General features: G+C 65.2%; 6 protein-coding genes. 2 read left to right on the top strand and 4 right to left on the bottom strand.

All coding sequences use genetic code 11. The annotated features are described in order from the left end of the window. Nucleotides 1-3: 3 nt before the first annotated feature. Together LB554_RS23435 and LB554_RS23440 are read right to left on the bottom strand one after the other, a co-directional pair. The gene (locus LB554_RS23435) at nt 4-501 is read right to left on the bottom strand and encodes a phage tail protein (protein WP_140793226.1); all 498 of its coding nucleotides are present in this window, start codon (nt 499-501) and stop codon (nt 4-6) included. Nucleotides 502-723: 222 nt separating this feature from the next. Then, a complete protein-coding gene (locus LB554_RS23440; RefSeq protein ID WP_224587166.1) occupies nt 724-14103 on the bottom strand; it encodes a hypothetical protein in 13380 nt (4459 codons plus the stop codon). A gap of 334 nt (nt 14104-14437) precedes the next feature. Here LB554_RS23440 and LB554_RS23445 point away from each other — a divergent pair, with 334 nt between their 5' ends. Both LB554_RS23445 and LB554_RS23450 read left to right on the top strand, forming a co-directional pair. After that, on the top strand, nt 14438-14959 hold the full coding sequence (locus tag LB554_RS23445; RefSeq protein WP_224587168.1) for an invasion associated locus B family protein: 522 nt from the start codon (nt 14438-14440) through the stop codon (nt 14957-14959). Nucleotides 14960-15267: 308 nt separating this feature from the next. Beyond that, nucleotides 15268-16512, top strand: a complete 1245-nt coding sequence (locus tag LB554_RS23450; protein ID WP_224587170.1) for a M24 family metallopeptidase — start codon at nt 15268-15270, stop codon at nt 16510-16512. Between the two features lie 280 nt (nt 16513-16792). On the opposite strand, the gene LB554_RS23455 is transcribed toward LB554_RS23450, so the two are convergent. Then, nucleotides 16793-18229 carry an amidase gene (locus LB554_RS23455; RefSeq protein ID WP_224587172.1) on the bottom strand — a complete coding sequence of 479 codons (1437 nt, stop codon included), beginning with the start codon at nt 18227-18229 and terminating at the stop codon, nt 16793-16795. A 187-nt stretch (nt 18230-18416) separates the two neighbouring features. Further along, on the bottom strand, nt 18417-19508 hold the full coding sequence (locus tag LB554_RS23460) for a Gfo/Idh/MocA family protein (RefSeq protein ID WP_140876140.1): 1092 nt from the start codon (nt 19506-19508) through the stop codon (nt 18417-18419). Nucleotides 19509-19650 lie beyond the last annotated feature (142 nt).

Here is a 19650-nt window from a genome sequence, read left to right on the forward strand (position 1 = left end):
TCCTCAGGTCGGCGACGGGAAAATGCCCTGCAGGGCGATGCAGAAGCTCAGGGTCAGAAATGGCTGCATGTTCATATGCGCTTGGTTGCCGCCGGCAAGGGCCAGCGTGCCAGGGTCCATGGCCGTGGGATTCCCAGGCGCCGTATAGGTGTTGGCAACGGTAGCCAGCAGGTTGCTGCTGGGCACCGGCGTGTCCGCATTTGTGGTCGTGGCTTGCTCGATATGGCTATGGAATGGCAATTCCCCGATCAACAGCGTGTGCGCCTGCTCACCGCCGCGTTCACCCAGCGTGTGGCCACCGCCGACATGGATCGGCACCCGGCCACGATAATCGGGCAGCGCGAAATTCACCCTGCCGTCACCGCCGAAGGTTGTTCCAAGCAATGAGAACAGGGCCTGATTCTGATTTATTGGAAGCAGCTGACCGTTGCACAGTGCCCAGCCTTTCGGCGCAAAAACGAAAGACATCATTCTGATTTCGGAAAGAAATGGTTCCGCCATTGCCGCCGCCCCTCATTGTTAACGCATACTAGCGCACTGTAGTGATATTACGCAACGTCAGCCGAACACAAATAGAAGAAATTTTCGACTTGGCTTTATTGAAATCCGCCCCTTCTCGCAGCGTCGCACGACAATCCATTGCTATCGCTTTGGCTCTGCCGTTCCCGGCGCCGTGGTTCGCTGAGAAGTCGTATCTTGCCGGCTAAACAACTGGCACATTGGTCAGGGTGGTGCTGGCGGGAGCGTGCCCACGAGGTTGATCGTTCCGCCGCCGCCCGACGTGTCAACTGTGGGGCTGCCGGCATTGTCGTCTTGCACAACGCCCGTCACCGACCCGGAACCAGATCCGTTGGTAGACAGGTTAAACGTCGTGCCCGCATTGAAGTTGCTCAAGCTCACATTGATGCTGCCACCAGTAAAGGTGTTCTGCTGCGCGCCGGTGCCGCCAAGCACGAGATTCATCTTGCTGGTATCCGCGGGCGGCCCCACGGTTGCACCATTGTCGGCGAAGAACCCGGCGAAGGCGAAGGCGACACCTGGCGCGGTGACGCTGTTGCCGTACACCGTAGCGTTCATCGTCGCGCTGCCGTCATTGTTTTGCAGATGGATGCCGTTGTTGCCCCAGCCGGTAATGGTGTTGTTCTGGATCAGCGTCGTCAACGCACCGCCGCCGGCCGCGCGCACGAAGATGCCATCGGAGTTCGAGCCCGTTTTGGCAACCAAGGTGTTGCCGACGATCTTGCCGGTCATCGTGCCCAGGTCCTGGCCCTTGGCGACGAAGATGCCGACGGTGTCGAAGGCATTGGCACCGCCGTCGCTGTTGAGGTTGTTGGTGATGTTGAAGGTGGTGGTCGCCGCCGACACGTTGCCGCCCGAACCGCCGCGGACCGAAATCGCGGTGCCGCCGCCCGGAATGATTGATTGGCCGTTGTGGAATGTGTTGTTGGTAGCGACCACATCCATGGTAGCATTGTTGTTGGCGATCGCTTCGAAGAAGTCGGAGCGCGTACCGGAGAAGGTGTTGTTGTCAAGAGTCACATTCGCCGTCGCGCTGTTGTAAACGGTAAAGTCAACATTGTCGTTGCCACCGCCTGCGTTGATCAGGCCAAACGTGTTGCCGCTCATCGTCAACCGGTTGAGCGTGCCGCTGGTGTTCCAGACCGCGACATTACCGTAATAGCCGCCGCTGATGTTGGAACCGGTGATCGAACCGGTGCCGAGCAGATTGTCGAAGCGGATCGCGCTTTCTTCAATATTGCCGTTATTGTTGGAGCCGTTGACGCCGCTGACGACGGAGTTGGCAAGGATGAAGCCGGTGACATTGTTGCCGTAGACGGCGAAGTTCGAGAAGTCGTTCAACTGCATGTTGGTGAACGAAGCACCGCTGGTGTTGCGCAGGAAGATGCCTGTGCCGGCCGAACCCGAAGCGGTGTTCCCACTGGCCGTATTGCCGTTGAGGATATCGCCGCCGGTCTTGTTGGCAATCGTGCCGCCGGAGGCAACCGCGCCCGTGCCCGTCACTTTCAAGCCGCCGGCAGCACCGGTGTTATCGAGCACGATGCCGGCATTCGCGCTCGACGTCGTGGCCGAAATGCGCTGGAACGTGACATTGCCCGCACCGATCGTCGTGTTGACGATGTTGAGCGCCGTGCCGGTCGTGGATGTAATCGTGTTGCCAGAACCCGTCACCGTCACCGTGCCGCCGGTGGTTGCTGCCGGACCCGCGCCGGTGGCGTTGAAGCCGGTGCCGCTGGTGGTGCTGATGACCAGCCCACCATTGCTGAAGTCGATGATCGCGCCGGCATTGTCGGTCAGGCTGACGCCGGCCGCGCTGCCCGACGTGATCGACTTGGAGGTGCCCGAGAAGGTGATGGTGCCGGCGGCGTTGTCGTCCAGCAGGATGCCGGTCTGGCCGGCGACATTGTGTGTGATGGTGCCCGACAGGGTGATGTTGCCGGCGCCGGCGGCGCGATCCTGGATGTTGACCGCCTGGCCGGTTCCGCTGGTGATGGTGCCGGCATAGCTGAAGGCCACCGTGCCGCCGCTGTTGGCGCCGCCGGCGCCGTCGCCGATGCGGATTGCCGCGAGGTTGCCGCCGAGCAGGGCGCCGGTTCCGAGATTGATGGCTCCCGGGCCGGTGACGGTGTCCAGTATCACGGCGCTGCCGCCGCCGCCGCCCGCGTTCGTGGAGGCGAAGCTCATGCCGCCCACGCCGACGGCGACCGTGTCCAGATTGACCGCGGCGCCGCTGCCGGCGGAAATCGTGTTGCCGGAGCCGGTGACGCTGACGGTGCCGCCGCCCGTGGCATTGAAGCCCTGGCCGCTCGACGTGGTGATCGCCAGCCCGCCGCCGGTGAAGTTAATGGTTGCGCCAGAGTTGGCGGTCAGAATGACCGCGGCGTTGGCCCCGGTCGAGAGCGTCTTCGACGCGCCGCCGAAATTGATCGAGCCGCCGGCATTACTGAGGGCGACGATGCCCAAGCCGCCATCGTTGCGAGCGATGGAGCTGGCGGAGTCGAAATTGACCGAGCCGCCGGCCATGCCGCGGATGTTGGCGACATTGCCACCAGGGTTGGTGATGTCGACATTGTTGAGGTTGACGGTCGCGCTCACGTCGTCGTTGGCCGGCGTGCCCTGGTCGCCATCGACGACGAAGGCCGTATTGGTGGCGCCCGCGGCGGTCTGGATCGCGACATTGTTGAAAGTGTAGGTGCCGGTCGCGTTGTTCGCCGCATCGCCAAGGATGGTGATGCCGGCCGTTCCGGTCAGGCTTGCATTGTTGACGGTGACGTTGCCAGCGGCGCCGTCGATCAGGATGCCGGTGCCGGCGGTATCGTTGAGGCCGTTCGCCACGGCGGTGGTGAAGTTCACCGTGCCGCCAGTGGTGTTGGCGACCGCGATCAATTGCTGGCCGGCCATCGCTTGTGCGATCGTGCCGGCATAGGTGATATTGGCCGAGCCGCCGCTGACACTGAACGCCGTGCCCGAAGCGCCTGTCAACGAGCCCGTGCCCAGGTTCACCGTGCCGGTGACATTGGTCAGCGCGACGTTATTAGGGCCCCCGCCGGAAGTGGTCGAGGTGAAATTGATGCCGGCGGCGATGCCGTTGAGGTTGATCGCCTGGGCGGCCGTCGTGCTGATCGATCCGGTGGCGACATTGACCGTGCCGTTACCGGTCGCGGTGAAGGCCGTGTTGCCACCGCCCGTCGTGATGGCGAGGTTGGCGAAGCTGACGGTTGAGGCCAGGCCGCCATTGTCGATCGAGACAGGGGTGCCGGTGTTGGCGGTGAGATTGACCGCGCCGGTGAAGCTGACTGTGTTTACGCCGGTTGCGCCGGAGATGGCGATGCCGCTGGCCCCGGTGCTCGTCCCGATCATGCCGGCAAAGCCGAAGCTGCCGCCGGTGCGGTTGGTGATGCGAATAGCGGTGCCGACGACGCTGGAGACCGAGCTCGTGCTGTCGAAGCTGATGGCCGCGTTGCCGCCGGCGACGGACAGGCCGCCGCCGCCCGACGTGACGACTTTGGTGGCGGTGACTGTTCCGGAGGCAGCACCAAATTTGATGGCGGTGCCGGCCGCGCCCGTGGAGAAGAGCGAAAGATTGGTCAGCGTCGTCGTGCCGGTGGCGCCGGCGCCGAAGTCGATATCGGTGGCGGTGACGTTCTTGATCGTCATGTTGCGGATCGTGGCGTTCGCCGTTGCGCCGCTGATGCCGATCGCGGCATTGGCGCCTGTGCCGTCGCTACCGTTGATGGTAAAGCCGTCGATGATGTTGCCGCCGCTGCCCAGCGTGATGATGCTGCTGCCATCCGCGCTTGTCAGCGCCGCCGCGCCGCCGGACGTCTGATCGACGATCGAGACGTTATTGCTGGCCAGCTGGATCGTCGACGGCACGGTCAGCGCCAGGTTGATGGCGCCGGCACCGAAGCCGCGCACCTGCTCGCCGGCCTGCAGCAGCAGCGTGTTGTCGCCTCCCGCCGCTGTGATGACGCCATTGTTGACGAGAACGAGGATGTCGTTTGGCCCGGCCTGGAACTCCGCTGCGGCCAACGTCATTAGATTGCTCTGGTCCTTGCCAAGGCCATCGCCGGTCGCGGTGGCGCCGACGAAATAGATCTTGCCGATACCGAAGCCGAGGCCGGGGCTCGCCTGGAAGTTCACGTCCTGGACATTGTAGGTGCCGGCAGCCGGCGCGCTGGAGGCGTCGATGCCGACATTGGCGCTGATGGTCGAGCTCTGGTCGGTCGATTCGCCGTCGCCATAGACAAAGGCAAGATTCGTCGCGCTGTTCAGGAATATGCCGGTATTGACGCCGGCGATGCTCGAACTGTTGCCCGCGATCACGGCGTCGCCGAGCCGCACCGTCGAGCCGCCGGTCGAGCCGCGCAGGTCGACGCCGATCGAGGAGCCCGCGCCCACGGCCGCATTGGTGACGTCGAAATCATTGGCGGTGATCGCCGCGTCGATGATCGCGCCATTCAGGTCGAAGGCAACGGCCGAGCCGCTGTTCAGGCCGATGCCCAGATCAGTGAAAGACAGGGCCGCGCCAAGCGTGCCGGACACATCGATGCCGCGCGAGGTTATGCCCTGCAGGTCGACCGTGCCAAGTGCGATGGCGCCGCCGGAGACGTTGTTCAGCGCGATGCCGGTAGCGGCGCCATTGGCAGAGACGCTGGAGAAATTCACGCCGCCAGCACCAACGGTCGTACCGCTGAGATCGAGTGCGGTTCCTGACCCGGTCGTGATCGTGTTGCCCGAGCCGGCGACACTGATCGTACCGCCCGTCGCGGCTATGCCGGCGCCGGTGGTGGTGTCGATGTTAGCGAGGCCGGTGACGGTGAGCGTGCCGCTGGCCCAGCCGATGCCGCCGCCGGTCGTGTTGTTGACCGTTACCGTGTTGAAGTTGAACGTGCCGGTATTGGTATTGATGGCGCTGATGCCGGCGCCCGACGTGCCGGTGATGCTGGTGGCGCCGGTGACGGCGAAGGTGCCGGCAACACCGTCGAAGATGATGCCGCTGGCGCCGCCGGTGGCGGTGACGCTGCCGAGCGTCATGTGGACCGTCAGCGGGTCGAGATTGATGGCAGTGCCGTTCGTGGTGTCGACCGAGCCGCCCGAGCTGTTCAACGTGAAGGTCGTGCCACCCTTTTCGTTGACCAGCAGGCCCGTGCCGCCATTGTTGGCAATGCTGAAGGTGCCAAGATCGAGCGTGCCGCTGGTGTTGAGCAGGTTGAGGCCGTCGCCCTGCACGCGCGCACCAGTTGTGCCGACGGTGAGGGTGCCCGCGCTGACGGTGCCGCCGCCCCCCGTCGAGTCGAAGGTGGCACCGTTAAAAGCAATGCCGCCGCCGCTGCCGCCGATGACCGTATTGTTGGCGAACGACCGGATCGCGATCGTATTCTGAGTGGCGCTGACGCTCTGGCCGAGGAAATTGGCGGCAAGCGCGGTCCCTGTCGACTGCAGCGTGTTGCCGTCGATCGAAAGCAGAAGCCTGTCGGCAGCCGGCGCGCCGCTGGTGGTGAAATCGAGCGCCCGGCCGCCGGCGGCGATGTCGTTGTTCCTGAGGAAGAAGCTGGAGGCGGCCGCCACGCTGCCCGAGACGCCGGTGCCGCTGCCGGTGTTGCGGATGATCAGGTTCTCGATGCCGCCGGTGAGGACGCCGGTGCCGGTCGTCGCGAAATTGACCACCGAGGTGGCGGTGTTGCTCTGCAGGATCGGCCGCAGCGTATCGATGCCGCCCGGCGCCGAGATGATCGGCGAATTCTGCACCGTGGTGAAATGGAATGCCGCCGAGGCGCCGCTGCTGGTGCCGACACCGAGCTGCGAGACATCGACGGCCGCATCGCCGCTCTTGAAGGCTAGCAGCACCTGTCCGTCGTCGAGTTGGAACGAAGTGCCGCTCAGGTCGATCGTCTCCTGGCTGCCGGTGCCGTTCTTGTCGATCAGCACGATGACATTGGCCGTGGAATTCTGGGCGTTCGCATAGGTGCCTGGATTGAGCAGGCTGCCGTCGCCGAGAGCGCTGGCGTCGGCGGTGACATAGTAGACGCTGATCGCCGACAGGTTTGACGTGTCGCCGGAGAAATTGACGTCGTTGAAATTGTAGTCGCCCGCTGTCGGCAAGGTGTCGGTGGCGTGAATGACCTGGCCGCCGGTGGTGGCGATCGAAGATTCGGCCGGACCTGCGCCGTCGCCGAAGACCAGCTTGGCGTTGGTGGCGCTGGAGAACTGGACGCCATAGCCGACATTCTCGATCTTCGAGGTCTGGCCGGCTGGGTTGTTGTTGGTCGTGTCGCCGAGCTGGATCGTGCCGGTGCCGGTCGTGTCGGCCATGTCGATGCCGATCGTGTCGGTGAAGCTGCCGCCGTCGACGTCGAAATCCCCAGCCGTGACGGTGCTGGTGCCGAGCGCGGCGCCGTTGAGGTCGAGGCCGATCGCGTTCGCCGCGCCGAGCCCGATGTTCAGGCTGGTGAAATTCAGCGTCGAGCCGAGCGTGCCGGAGATATCGACGCCATGCGAGGTGATGCCCAGCAAATTCGCGGCGCCAAGGCCGACAGTGCCGCCGGAAACATTGTTCAGCGCGATGCCGGTCGCCGCCCCGTTGACCGAGACGCTGTCGAAAGTCACGCCATCCGGGCCGACCGTCGCGCCGTCCAGGTCGAGCGCGGTGCCGGTCGTCGTGGTGATGGTGTTGCCGGTGCCGCCGACGCTGACCGTGCCCGGGCCGGTGGTGCTGGCGGTGAAGCCGGCGCCACTCGAGGTGGTGATCTTGAGGTTGCCACCGGTGAAGGCCAGCGTGCCCGTGCCTTCGCCCGGGCCGATGCTGGGGGCCTTGACGATGGCGCCGTTGGCGCCGCTGCTGGTATTGAAGATCTTCGACGTGCCGGAGAAGGTGGCCGTTCCCTCGGACGATCCGTCAAACAACACGCCGATGCCCTTGCCGGTATGATTGATCGTGCTCGAAATGTTGTAGGCGCCGTTGGCGTTGCCGGTGAAGGTGAAGGCCGCCGTCCCCGCCGCCGCGTCCGTGGTCGAAACGACCGAACCGCTCATGTTCAACTCGGTCCAGTCGCCGCCGGCGGCTTGCAGCACCGTGCCCGTATCGACCTTGATCGAACCGTTGTAGTTCAGCGTCGCATTAACAAGGTCGTTGCCGCCGGAGAGAGCTATGGCCGACCCGGTGGTGCTTGTCGTCGCGCCGATGCTGGCGACGCCGCCGTTGCCGCCGACATTGACGGTCCCGGTCTGGAGGACGGCAAACGCAATGCCGACCTCGCTGCCGTCGATGGTCAGGGTGGATCCGGCGACATTGGCGATGTTTATGGTGCCGACCTGGCCGCTGATCTCGAACCCTTCATGGCTGGTGTCGAGATCGTTCGTGCCGGTGAAATTGACCACGCCGGGGCCGGACAGGCCGGACAGCGAGGCGCCGATATAGCCGGTATCCTTCAGCCCGCCGATGTTGACATTGCCCGCCAGGGTCATGCCTGACAGGAACACGCCGGCGCCGCCGCCCAAGGCGCTCGTGGATACCGCCGAGATGCTGTCGAAGGTGACACCGCCGACGCCGGCATCGGCGCCGACCGCCAGGAGACCGTTGCCGCCGGAATTGATCTTGTTGCCGCTGCCGGTGACGGTGAAGGTCGAGGAGCCGAAGTCCCCGATGGCTATGAAGCCCGCGCCTGTTGTCGTCGTTATGTCGAGGCCGCCATTGGTGAAGTTGATGGCGGAGTTCGTGTTGGGGGTCGGCGTGCCCGAAGGCCAACCGCCGGGGAGGCCGAGATTGACACCATCGGCGGCGCCCGAGCTGATCTGCTTGGTCGTACCCGAGAAGGTGATGGTGATGGAATCGTTGCCGGCAACGAAAATGTTGCCGCCGGCCGCCGCATTGCTGTCGGTCAAATTGCCCGACAGCGCCACCGAGCCACCGGTCATGCTCTGGATCGAGACGGCGGCGCCGCTGCCGTTGGTGGCGATCGTGCCGCCATAGGAGATATCAGCAGTGCCGCCGCTGGCGGCGGTCGCCGAGCCGACATTGAACGACGTGCCCGCACCGGTGTTGGTCAGCGTGCCGGTGCCGAAAGCGGCCGTGCCGGCCAGGTTCTGCAGGTCGATGCCGTTGCCGGCGCTGAACGTCGCGCTGGTGGACGTGAAATGAATGTCGGCCGTGATGCTGTCGAGCGACGCCGCTTGCGCGCCCGTGGCATTGATCGTTCCCGCGTCGACCGTGATCGTGCCGCCGCCGGTGGCGGTGAAGGCCGTCGCTCCATTGGTGGAAACGTCCAGATCGGCGAAGGTGATTACCGCGCCGCTGTTGTTGGTCAGCGATACGCCATTGCCGCCGATGGTCGCCTTGTCGGTGAAATCGACAAGGCCGCCGGTGCGGTTGACGATCGAGACGCCGCCGCCGGTCAGCGTGCCGGCCGGCCCGCCATTGGGCAGGTTGCCGCGCGTGAGCGTGATGTTGCCGTCGCCGCCATCGGCGTCGAGCAGCGTCCCGGCGACGTTGATGTTGTTGTCGATGATCGAGACGTTGCTGGTGAGGCCGTCGACCTTGAACGCCGTCTGGCCAACGGCGACATTGCTGACCGTGACGCCCTGGATCGTGATGCCGCCGGTGTTGTCGAAGCCGGCCGCACTCTGGTCGATCAGGAAGACCGAGCCGCTGGCGCCAGTGAAGTCGAAGGCGGTGTTGCGTACCTGATTGCTGCCGAGCAGATGCATAGCGTCCGCGGTGCCGGTGACGACGCCCTCGTCGCCGGTAACGTTGCCGCCGGTGGCGCCGAGATTGCCCTGCACGTTCACCTGCTGGAAGGTGCCGGATACGGTGATGGTGTTGCTGTTGCCGAAGCCGGTGATCGACTGGCCGGAATCGAGCGTGAACGGCGTTGCGCTGAGATCGACGGTGCCGACGAAGGCGAAGGTCTGCGTGCCGGTCATGAGATCGGCGTCGGCAAGCGAAATCGTGGTCACCGACTGGCTGAGGCCGTACGTGCCGACGGCGATGACGCCGCCCGACTGCGAGACCATCGTCACCGCGCCGACCGCCGAGGGCAGATTGGCGCTGCCGGTGAAGAACACGTCGTCGAAATCATAATTGCCGAGCGTCGGGTCGAGCCCGACCGTGTTGACGGTGTAGCCGCCGGGCGCGGCGCTGATCGAGGATTGCAGCCCGTCGGATGAAGTGCCGTCGCCGAAGGTGAAATTGGCGTTGGCCGAAGTCAGCGTGCTGAGGCCGGACGACAAATCGACGCCGATATGGACGTCGCTGATGCTTGAGCCGCGCAGGAAGGTGATGGTCTTGTTGCCTGTCGTCGACGACAGGTCGATGCCGCGCGAGGTGGCCTCGCCGGTGCCGGTGATGGTGGTCACGCCGAAATCGGCCGTCGTCGACGAGCCGCTGAAGTCGATTGCCGTCTGGTTGGCGCCGGCGCCCATCGTCACACTGGTGGTGCCGAAGCTGACATCGGCGTTGATGCCGCCGAAGTTGATGCCGGCGGTGTTGGCCGCCGAGCCCAGCGTCACATTGGTGGTGCCGAAAGTCACCGAACCGGAATTGCCTGAAATGTCGATGCCATTGCCGGTTGCACCCGACACGGTGACCGCGCCGAAGGTGGCGCTGCCGGCGACATTGGAGACCGACAGGCCGTTGCCGACCGCGTTGGTGATCGAAATTGGGGACGTGGCGTTGAAGGTCGCGGCCGCGCCCAAGCCTGCGATGATCGCGCCACCGCCGCCGCTGGCGGTCAGCGCCGAGTCGGTGAAGCTGATCGTGCCACCCGTCGGCGCGGTGGTCGAGCCGATGGCGAACAGGTTGCCCGCGCCGGTTGAGGTGACCGGACCAGTGAAGGCGACCGAGCCGCCGGTGATGCCGTCGACCCTGACGGCCGTGCCGGGCGCTGTCGCCGAGCTGTTGATGGTCGCGCCGATCGTGATCGCCGCGCTGCCGCCGGAGACGACGACGCCATCGCCCGTGCCGGAATTGGTGATGGTGCCGCCAATGTCGATCGTGCCGGTGTTGTTGGTCAGGCTGACATCGGCGCCGGCGATATTCGTCGTTACGAGGTTGCTGACGCCGACGGTCGCGGCGCTGTTCTGAACCAGGAAGCCGGAGCCTCCACCCACCACGGTGTCGACCTTGGTCGTGCCCTGGAAGGTGTATCTGCCGCTGGCGACATTGTCGAGACTGATGGCGACGCCGCTGATGCGATACAGGTCGACGCCACCGAAGTTGACGTTGCCGCCGCTGGTGTTGGAAATGGCGATGCCGGTCGAAACGCCGCCGCCCGAGCCATCCACGGTGACGCTGGAGAAGTTCACTCCGGCCAGGCCGATCGTCATGCCGGCGATCTGGATGCCCTTCTCGTCCGGCCCCAGGCCGGTCGCCACGGTATTGCTTGCCCCGTACACCGTCAGATTGCCGCCATTGACGGCGCTGAAGGCAAAGCCGCCATCGGCTGTCAGATCGAGACCGCCGACGAAAGCAATCGCGCCGCTGGCATTGCCGGTCAGGTCGATGGCGTTGGCCGCGCCGGTGCTGGCGGTGATCTTGCCGCCGAACCTGGCGAAGCCGCCGTTCATGGCGTTGATCTTGACCGCGCTCGCGGCAGCGGTCTGGTTGATCGTGCCGTTATAGATGAGATTCGGCGTCGAGGAATCGATGTTGAACGCCACGCCTGTCGTGCCGGCGATCGAGCTCGCCGCGTCAAAGGTCAGGGTCCCGGTGGTGCCGCCGGTGATGCTGACGCCCGCGCCGGCGCTGGCGATATCGAAATTGGTGAACGTGCCGGTACCGCTGAAATTGTCGAGCGACAGGCCTGTCGCGACATTGCTGACCGTAACGCCCTGCACCGCCAGGCCGGCAACACCCGTCCCGTTGATCGCCGCGCCGCTGCTGCCCGAAATGTTGAAATCCAGCAGCGAGTTGCCGTTGCCCAGCGTGACGACGTCGCCGGCGCCCGAATTGGTCAGCGTCGCCGCCCCGGTGCCGGGATCCGAAACGACCTGGTCGTGCTGGATGTTGGTCCCGGTGACGTTGATCGGCACGCCGCCGAGCGAGAAGGAGCGGCCATTGCCGAAGGACGCCAGCGTCTGGTCGTCGCTGAGCGAGAAGCCGCCCGACGCATTGATCGGCGTGTTGCCGGCGTCGTTGACCAGCACGAAGATCGCGTTGGCGTCGGTAATGCCGTCGGCGGTGCCGATCGACGCCAGGTTCGCAAGCGAGGAGCCGTCGCCGGCACCCGAGGCTGCCGCGCCGACGAAGATCACGTTCTGGAGGTCGAACAGCTGCGGGCCGCTGAACGTCGTCGAGCCGAAGGCATAGAGGCCGAGCGTCTGGTTCAACCCACGCGCGTCGAGCGAGGCGGTGACGCCCGCGATCGAGCCGCCGCCGAAGCTGAATTGGGCATTGGCCGAGTGGGCCAGCGAGCCGGCGATGCCCAGGCGCACGCCCGTGTCGACGCCCGAAATGGTGCCGCCATTGGTGATGATGATCGAAGCGCCGCCGGTGGTGTCGGCGAGATCGATGCCGATCGAGCCGGCGCCCGATCCGCTGATGTTGGCCGAGAGCGCCGTGAAGGTCGTCTGGCTGCCGGAGAAGTCGAGGCCGGCATGGCCGAGACCGAGCCCGGAGATGACGATGTTGCCGGCCACAACCGCCGCGTTGACGCCGCTGAACGACATGCCGTCGCCGCCCAGCGCCGTGATGTTGATGTCGCCGAAGCGGATCGTTGCCGGCGAATCGGAAATGGCGATCGCCGGTCCCGTCGTGTTGGAGATCGTGGTGGCGCCGTTGACCGTGAAGCTGCCCGAGACATGGTCGAGCACCACGCCCGATGTGCCGCCGGTCTGCGAGATTGAATCCAGCACCACATGCGCGGTGATCGGGTCGATGAAGATGCCGGCGCCGTCGTCGCCCAGCGCCGTGTTGCCCGACACCTGGCCGCCGGTGGTGGTGAAGCTGCCGCCGACGGCGGTGCCCTTCACCGTTATGCCGGCATCCTGGTTGTCCTGCGCGTTGAGGATGGCGAAGCTGTAGGTGCCCTTGCCCGTAATATCGAGGCCGTCGTCCTGGTTGCCCGACAGCAGCGTCGTGCCGGTGAAATTGTAGGTGCCGTCGCCTTCGATGTGCAGGCCGTCGAGGCCGTTGCCGGTGGCGGTGAAATTGGACGCGCTGACATTGGTCGAATTGCCGGTGAAGTCGGCGCCATTGCCGCCGGTGCCCGTTACCGTGACCTTGGTCAGCGTCGTGCCGGTGACGTTGTTGCCGAAAATGCCGTCGCCGCCGCCGGTGATGGTGATGCCGTTCAGCGTGTTGCCATTGCCCAGCGTGATGACGGGGTTGGCGACGTTGGTGCCCTGGATCGTGCCGTCGCTGCCGCCGAGGTTGAAGGTGGCCGTGCCGCCGCCGAAAAGCTTTGCGGTGACGCTTTCGCCGCCGCCGATGACCGTCTGGCCCGTGGCCAGCGTCACGCCGCCAGTCGTCAGATTGCCATTGCCGCCGAGCGCCACGACGAAGCCGCCGTTGCCGGCCTTGGTGACGGCATCGTCCAATGTCGTCGGGTCGGCCTGCGTGCCGGCGCCGGCCAGGCCGCCATCGGCGAAATAGAACTTTCCGAACGCGGCATTGGTGGCGGCGTTGATGGCGACGCGGGTCGTCGTGCCGCCGGTCTTGTCCTGGCTCTGGATGCGGACGCCGATATCGCCCCGCACCCGCTCGTTGACGCGCTTGCGCAGGCCTTCGCTGACCGGATAGACCGGATCCGCCCCGATGGCCGCGGTGCTGTCCGAGCCGCCGCCGGGATTGAACGGGATATTCAGCCGCACGCTGCCGGCGAACTGGGTGTCGTCGCGATTGTCGTTGCGCACCTCGCCGGTGAAGGTCAGCGACGTTCCGGTGCCAAAGACATCGCCGATCTCATATTCGATGCCAGCCTTGGCGCCGGTGACGCTGCCGTCATCACCGTGCGGATCCTCGAAATGGTAGCCGCCAATGTCCAGCCGCAGCGAATGCCTGTCGGGCAGGTCGAACGGCACCTTCGCCCCAACCTCGCCCTCGATGCCCCAGGCCGCGTAGTCGCGATGGTCGAGCACCGAGATCTGCTCGATCAGCTGGTTGGAGACCATCGACAGGGTCGAGCTGGTCGAGTGGTCGGTCGAGTCGCCCTTGATCGGCACGAAGACGTTCACATGCGCGTCGAAATTCGGCGTGATCGCCTCGACGCCCAGCGTGCCCCCGGTGAACTGCGTGCCGCCGTAGCTCTCGGCATTGAAATAGGCATAGCCGCCGAGCATCAGGTCCGGGTTGACGATGCGGCGGATGCCGAGGCCGATATCCTGGCCGAAGGCGTCCTTGAAATCGTGCTTGGCCCGCACATCCAGGAACAGCACCGATTCGGCGCTCTGCTTGATCGGGATGAAGCCTTCGAGCGCGGCGTTGCCGCCATTGTTGTCGGCGCCGATGATGGCCCGGACCTGCGGCTGCCAGAGCCCGGCATCGTCGCCATAGGCGGCCACGCCCGAGAGCGCTAGCGCCAGCGACGTAAGCGCCGTCGTCTTCCAGAGCTGCCTTGCAATGCTCGAACGGCGATAACCGGCGCGCATGTGGAACCCCTCCCCACGCGCCGCCATCTCACCAACTTGCCGAGACTTCTCGGTAGTTCCCATCCCTGGCGAGTCCTTCTGGGACTACACGTCCCGCGTGCTGATGTTTAATGGAAATCTAGTGTATAGCGAGTCCCCAGTGATCAAACTGCTGCTGTGGCCTACCAAACTGCTTCTCTGTGGTAATATGGACACAGTAGATTTGCCGGCTTGCTTCGGTGGATTCCTGGCTTTCAGGCTGGATTGGAGTGCTGTATCAAGCCCTACTGCGGGAAATACCGGTGGGGCCTAAAAGAACATGAGAGTTGTTTTAGCTGTAGCTAATACTTTGAGCTTGGCCGCAGGTATTGGTGCCCTGTGGCTCATCCTGTCGGGCGCCGGACCCGCACTTGCCGAGGAAGCCGCCAAGCCCCAACCGGCCCAGTCAAAGCCGGCCGACGCCAATCCCTGGGCGGTCAACTGCTCCAGCGGCTCGGCGAGCTCCGAACTTCAATGCCAGGTGTCTCAGAACCTGACCGAGGCGAAGACAGGACAGCGCGTGCTTACGGTGACCGTTCGCCGCGACAACGGTAATGGCAGCCTCGCCATGCTGCTCGCCTTGCCGCACGGCCTCTTCCTGCCGTCCGGCGCCAGCTACCAGATCGACCAGGGACAGAAGACGACCATCGCCATCCAGACCAGCGACCAGAACGGCGCCTACGCCGCCACGCCGCTGCCGCCGGACCTCGTCAAGGCGATGAAGTCGGGAACCAATCTGAACATCGGCATGGAGTCCGTCACCCGCAAGCCGGTCACCATCCCGGTGTCGCTGGCCGGCTTCACCGCCGCCCTGACCAAGCTGGAATCGATCAAGTAGCGGGTCGCCGGCAACCGTGGCCGACATCCTATCCCTTCGTCATCCACGGGCGGAGCAGCCGCGGCGCGGCGTCGCGGAGACCCGAGGATCCATGCCGCGACCGTGCTGGCGGGTGCAGCGGAGCAGATTCTGGACCGTGGATCCTAGGGTCTGCGCTGCGTCGCTGCGCTCCTTGCTCCGCTCTAGGATGACGAAGTCGTGGGCGTCTCCGCTCCGCACTCAAGGTATCGGTGCGTCAATACGAGCAACCGTCTTGATTGTCCGCACCTGCGATGCTCCGTTGTCGCTTCGGACATCCGGAGAAACACATGACGGGTTTTGTCGACCGGCAGCGCGCCACGCAGTTGATGCAACGCGCCGGCATCGCCGCGCTGGTGCTCTCAGCGCCCGAGGCCTTCCATTACGCGACCGGCGCTTCGATCGGTCCGGCCGGACTGTTCCGGCGCGCCGGCGCCGGCTTCGTCGTCGTCCCGGCCAGGCAGGACCTGCCGATCGGCGTCGTGGTCGCCGACTTCAATGCCACGCAACTGCGGACCGCCGCGCCCGAGATGGTCGTGCGCTCGCACCCGATCTGGATCGAAGCAGCGCCGGTCGAGACAGGAGCTGCCGGGCTGCCCCTGGCGGAGCGTATCGAGGCTGGCCTGGCTTCGCTCGGCCGCGCGCCGGATTTCGCGCGTCCCGCCACCTTCGACCTCGCCGGCTCGGTGCGACAGCTGCAGGCAATCCTCGCCGATTTCGGGCTGGAGCGCGCCACGCTCGGCCTCGACCTCGACTTCATTCCCGCCGCCGATTTTGCCGCCATCAAGGCGCTGCTGCCGGATTGCCCTGTTGTGGACGGCTCGCTTGTGCTGGACCGGCTGCGCGCGCTCAAGTCGCAGCGCGAGATCGACCTGCTTCGGCAAGGCATCATCCTGTCGGAAGCCGGCCTGGAGCGGCTGCAGGTCGATGCCATGGCCGGCATGCGTCAGAGCGATCTCGTCGCGCTCTACCGGCAGGGCGTCGCCGCAGCGGCGGCTGGGCTTTCGTATCCGGTCATCACGGCCGAATATGTGACGCTGGGCGCCCGGGCCAAGGGCGCCGACGCCAGGGCCGTGGCGGGCGATCCGCTGAAATGCGACATGGTCTGTACGGTCGGTGGCTACGCCTCCGACATGTCGCGCAACTTCACCTTCGGCCCGCCTTCGGCTGATCAGGCCGAACTGCACGCCATTGCCGAGCGCGCCTTCGACGATGGGCTGGCCGAGCTTGTTCCCGGGAACACGCTTGCCCATGTCCACCGCGTCGCCACCGACAGCCTGGCGCGCCAAGGCCTGCGCTCCTACCGCCGCGGCCACTTCGGCCACGGCGTCGGGCAGTCGGTCTTTTCCGAGCAATGGCCGTTCATATCGGCCGGCAGCGAGGTCGTGATCGAGGCCGGCATGGTGCTGGCCTTCGAAATCCCGCTCTATATCGAGGGCCTCGCCAGCTTCAACCTCGAGGACCAGTTCCTGATCACGCCGGATGGGCCGGTCGCGATGAACCGGCTGCCGCGGCGGCTGGAGGTGATTGGGTAGTAGGAGGCTTGATATCTGCACCTCCGGAAATTGGCTGAGGTCCCTCCACCTTCGTCATCCACGGGCGGAGCAGGAGCGAAGCTCCGTCGCGGAGACCCGAGGATCCATGCCGTGACCTTTCCGTGGGGTGCAGCGGAGCAGAATTTTGGACCGCCGGGAACGCTTTGATGTCGCGGCATGGATCCTGGGGTCTGCGCGGCGTCGCTGCGCTCCTTGCTACGCCCCAGGATGACGACGGGAAAGGTTTTGCCGTCCAGCGATCAAACCTCCGTACAGGTCCCTAAGCGCTCACCGGCGGCCGCCTGTCCCTCCATGGCATTTCCTGTTCCAGCTGTGCCGACGCCGCCAGCACCGTCGCCTCGTCGCCGTAGCGGCCGACCAGCTGCACGCCGACCGGCACGCCGCCCTGCGACCAGCCGAGCGGCAGCGAGATCGCCGGCTGGCCGGAGATGTTGAAGGGGAAGGCAAAGACGGCATCCGTCCATTTGGCGTTGTAGCGGTCGATGTCGGTCTCCGACATGTCGTAATAGCCGAACGGGCGCGGCAGTTGGGTCAAGGTGGGCGTGACGAAGAGATCATAGGCCCTGAGGTCGCCGACAATATCGCGGCCGACCTGCCGGAGCTGCTCGACATCGGAGATGTGCCTGACCCCGCTGGTGGCGCGGCCGCGCTCGATGATCGCCCAGGTCACCGCCTCGACATCCGCTGACGTCACCGGCCGGCCGATCACCGTTTCCAGGGAGTCGAAGGTCGCCGCCGTCTGGACGCAGGTCATGTTGGTGTAGGTTGCCCATACGCCATTGGCATCGAGCGGCATGTCGTGCTCCTCGACATCATGCCCCAACCGCTCGAATGCGGCCACGGTCGCCAGCACCGCCGCCTTCACCTCCGGATCGATGGCGGTGCCGTTGGACGGCGTGACGGTGAAGCCGATGCGCAGGTTTTTCGGCGCACGCGCCGACAGGCTGAGCCAGGAGGCATCCGGCACCGGCGGCGTATAGGGTTCGCCGGGCAGCGCGCCGGCCACCGCATCGAGATAGGCCGCCGTGTCGCGCACCGTGCGCGAGCAGCAGAGGAAGTAGGCACCGCCATACCAATAGTCGCCGAACGGGGCCAGGCTGACGCGGCCGCGCGACGGTTTCAGGCCCACGATCCCGCAGCAGGAGGCGGGGATGCGGATCGAGCCGGCGCCGTCGCTGGCCTCCGCGATCGGCACCATGCGCGAGGCGACAGCCGAGGCCGCGCCGCCGCTCGAGCCGCCTGGCGTGATGCCTTCCTTCCACGGGTTTTTCGTCGTGCCGTAAAGTTTTGGTTCCGTCGTGATCGACCAGCCGTTTTCGGGCGCGTTCGACTTGCCGACCAGCACCAGTCCCGCCGCCTTCATGCGGCGGACGACTTCGGTGTCGAAATCGGCGACGATATCTCTGAGGTAGAAGCAGGAATTGGTGTTGGGCGCACCCGTCCAGGACGAGGCCAGTTCCTTGAGCAGGAATGGTACGCCGGCAAAGGGTGCTGATGTGTCGACCGTCGCGGCCTGCGCGCGCGCCATGTCATAGAGGCGATGGATGACCGCGTTGAGCGACGGATTCAACCGCTCGACCAGCGTGATCGCCGCCTCGACCAGTTCCGCCGGCGAAACCTGGCCGCCGCGGACCAGCGCGGCGAGGCCAAGTGCGTCGGACTCGGCATAGGTTTTCAAAAGACTGTCGGTGACCATGTCTCACTCCCAAATTTGCGTTGCCTCGACATCGCGCTTAGGAATGCGCGAGCTGTCGCCGGCTAATTACAAATGTAGGCGCCGCCCCTCATCCGCCTGCCGGCACCTTCTCCCCGTATAGTGACGGGGAGAAGGATGAAACTCCTGCGCTGCCGGTGCCGCCTCCAGCGCCAGCAACCGGATAGCATCAGGCCAGCTCGACCGTCCGTCCCAGCTCGATGCTCTGTTCGGCCGCGAGCACGATGCGCAGGCTGTTGACCGCCGCGTCCATCTGCTCGGTCAGATCGAGGTCCTCGCTTATGGCGCGCAGGAAGAACGCCTGCTCGCGGTCGCACAGTTCCTGGTGGCCGGGCTCGTCCTCCATGCTGACGATCTCGTCGGGCTTTTTGAAATTCTTGTCGCCGTCGACGGCCGCATAATGGATCTTCAGCGCGTCGGTCTTGGTGTGGCGGTCGATGTCGGCGGAGTTCGACACTTCGGCCAACTCGGCCGCGCTGCTCGCCTGCTGGCCGGCGACGATCGAGACCGCGCCTTTCGGGCCGACGACATCCTTCACGAAGTAGGCCGTCTCGCTCATCATCGGGCCCCAGCCGGCCTCGTACCAGCCGACCGAGCCGTCATCGAAGGTGACATGCAAGTGGCCGTAATTCTGCTTGTCGGCTTCGGCCCATAGTTTGGCGCCGATGCCATGCACGCGCACCGGCTTGGCGCCGGTCAGCTGGCACATGACGTCGACATAATGCACGCCGCAATCGACGATCGGGATCAGCGAATCGATCAGGTTCTTGTGCCAGTGCCAGGCGCTGCCGCTGCTTTGCTGGTTGAGGTTGAGCCGCATGACCAGCGGCTTGCCGAGCGTCTTGCCAACCTCGATGAACTTGATCCACGAGGGGTGGACACGCAGGATGTAGCCGAGCACCAGCTTGCGGTTTTTCGCCCGCGCGGCCGCCACCACCTTTTCGGCGTCCTCGATGTTGGTGGCCAAGGGCTTTTCCATGAACACGTGGCAGTTCGCCGCGATCGCCTTCAGCGCGTATTCGGCATGGGTGTTCGGCCAGCTGTTGATCGAGACCGCGTCCGGCCTGGTCTCCCCCAGCGCCAGGTCGAAATCCTCGTAGAGCGGATAACCGGCGAGTTCGGCCGGGATTTTCGTGTTGCTCCTGATCGAGCGGCTCATGATGCCGACGATCTCAAACCCCTCCGAACGATGATAGGCACTGGCGTGCGACGCACCCATATTGCCGAGACCCACCACCAGCACTTTTACCTTGTCGGCCACCGTTATCTCCCAGGTTCTGGATTGAATTGTGCGCGGCGACCGGTTGCCGCGTGTTTATCCGGACAATCACCTCAGGTCAGCGCCGCCGCTCGTTGCCCGGCCCTTTCCTCTCCCCCGTCGATCGGGGGAGAGGTGTCGAGCG

It is taken from the genome of Mesorhizobium sp. CO1-1-11 (assembly GCF_020164995.1).
Taxonomy (GTDB): Bacteria; Pseudomonadota; Alphaproteobacteria; order Rhizobiales; family Rhizobiaceae; genus Mesorhizobium; species Mesorhizobium australicum.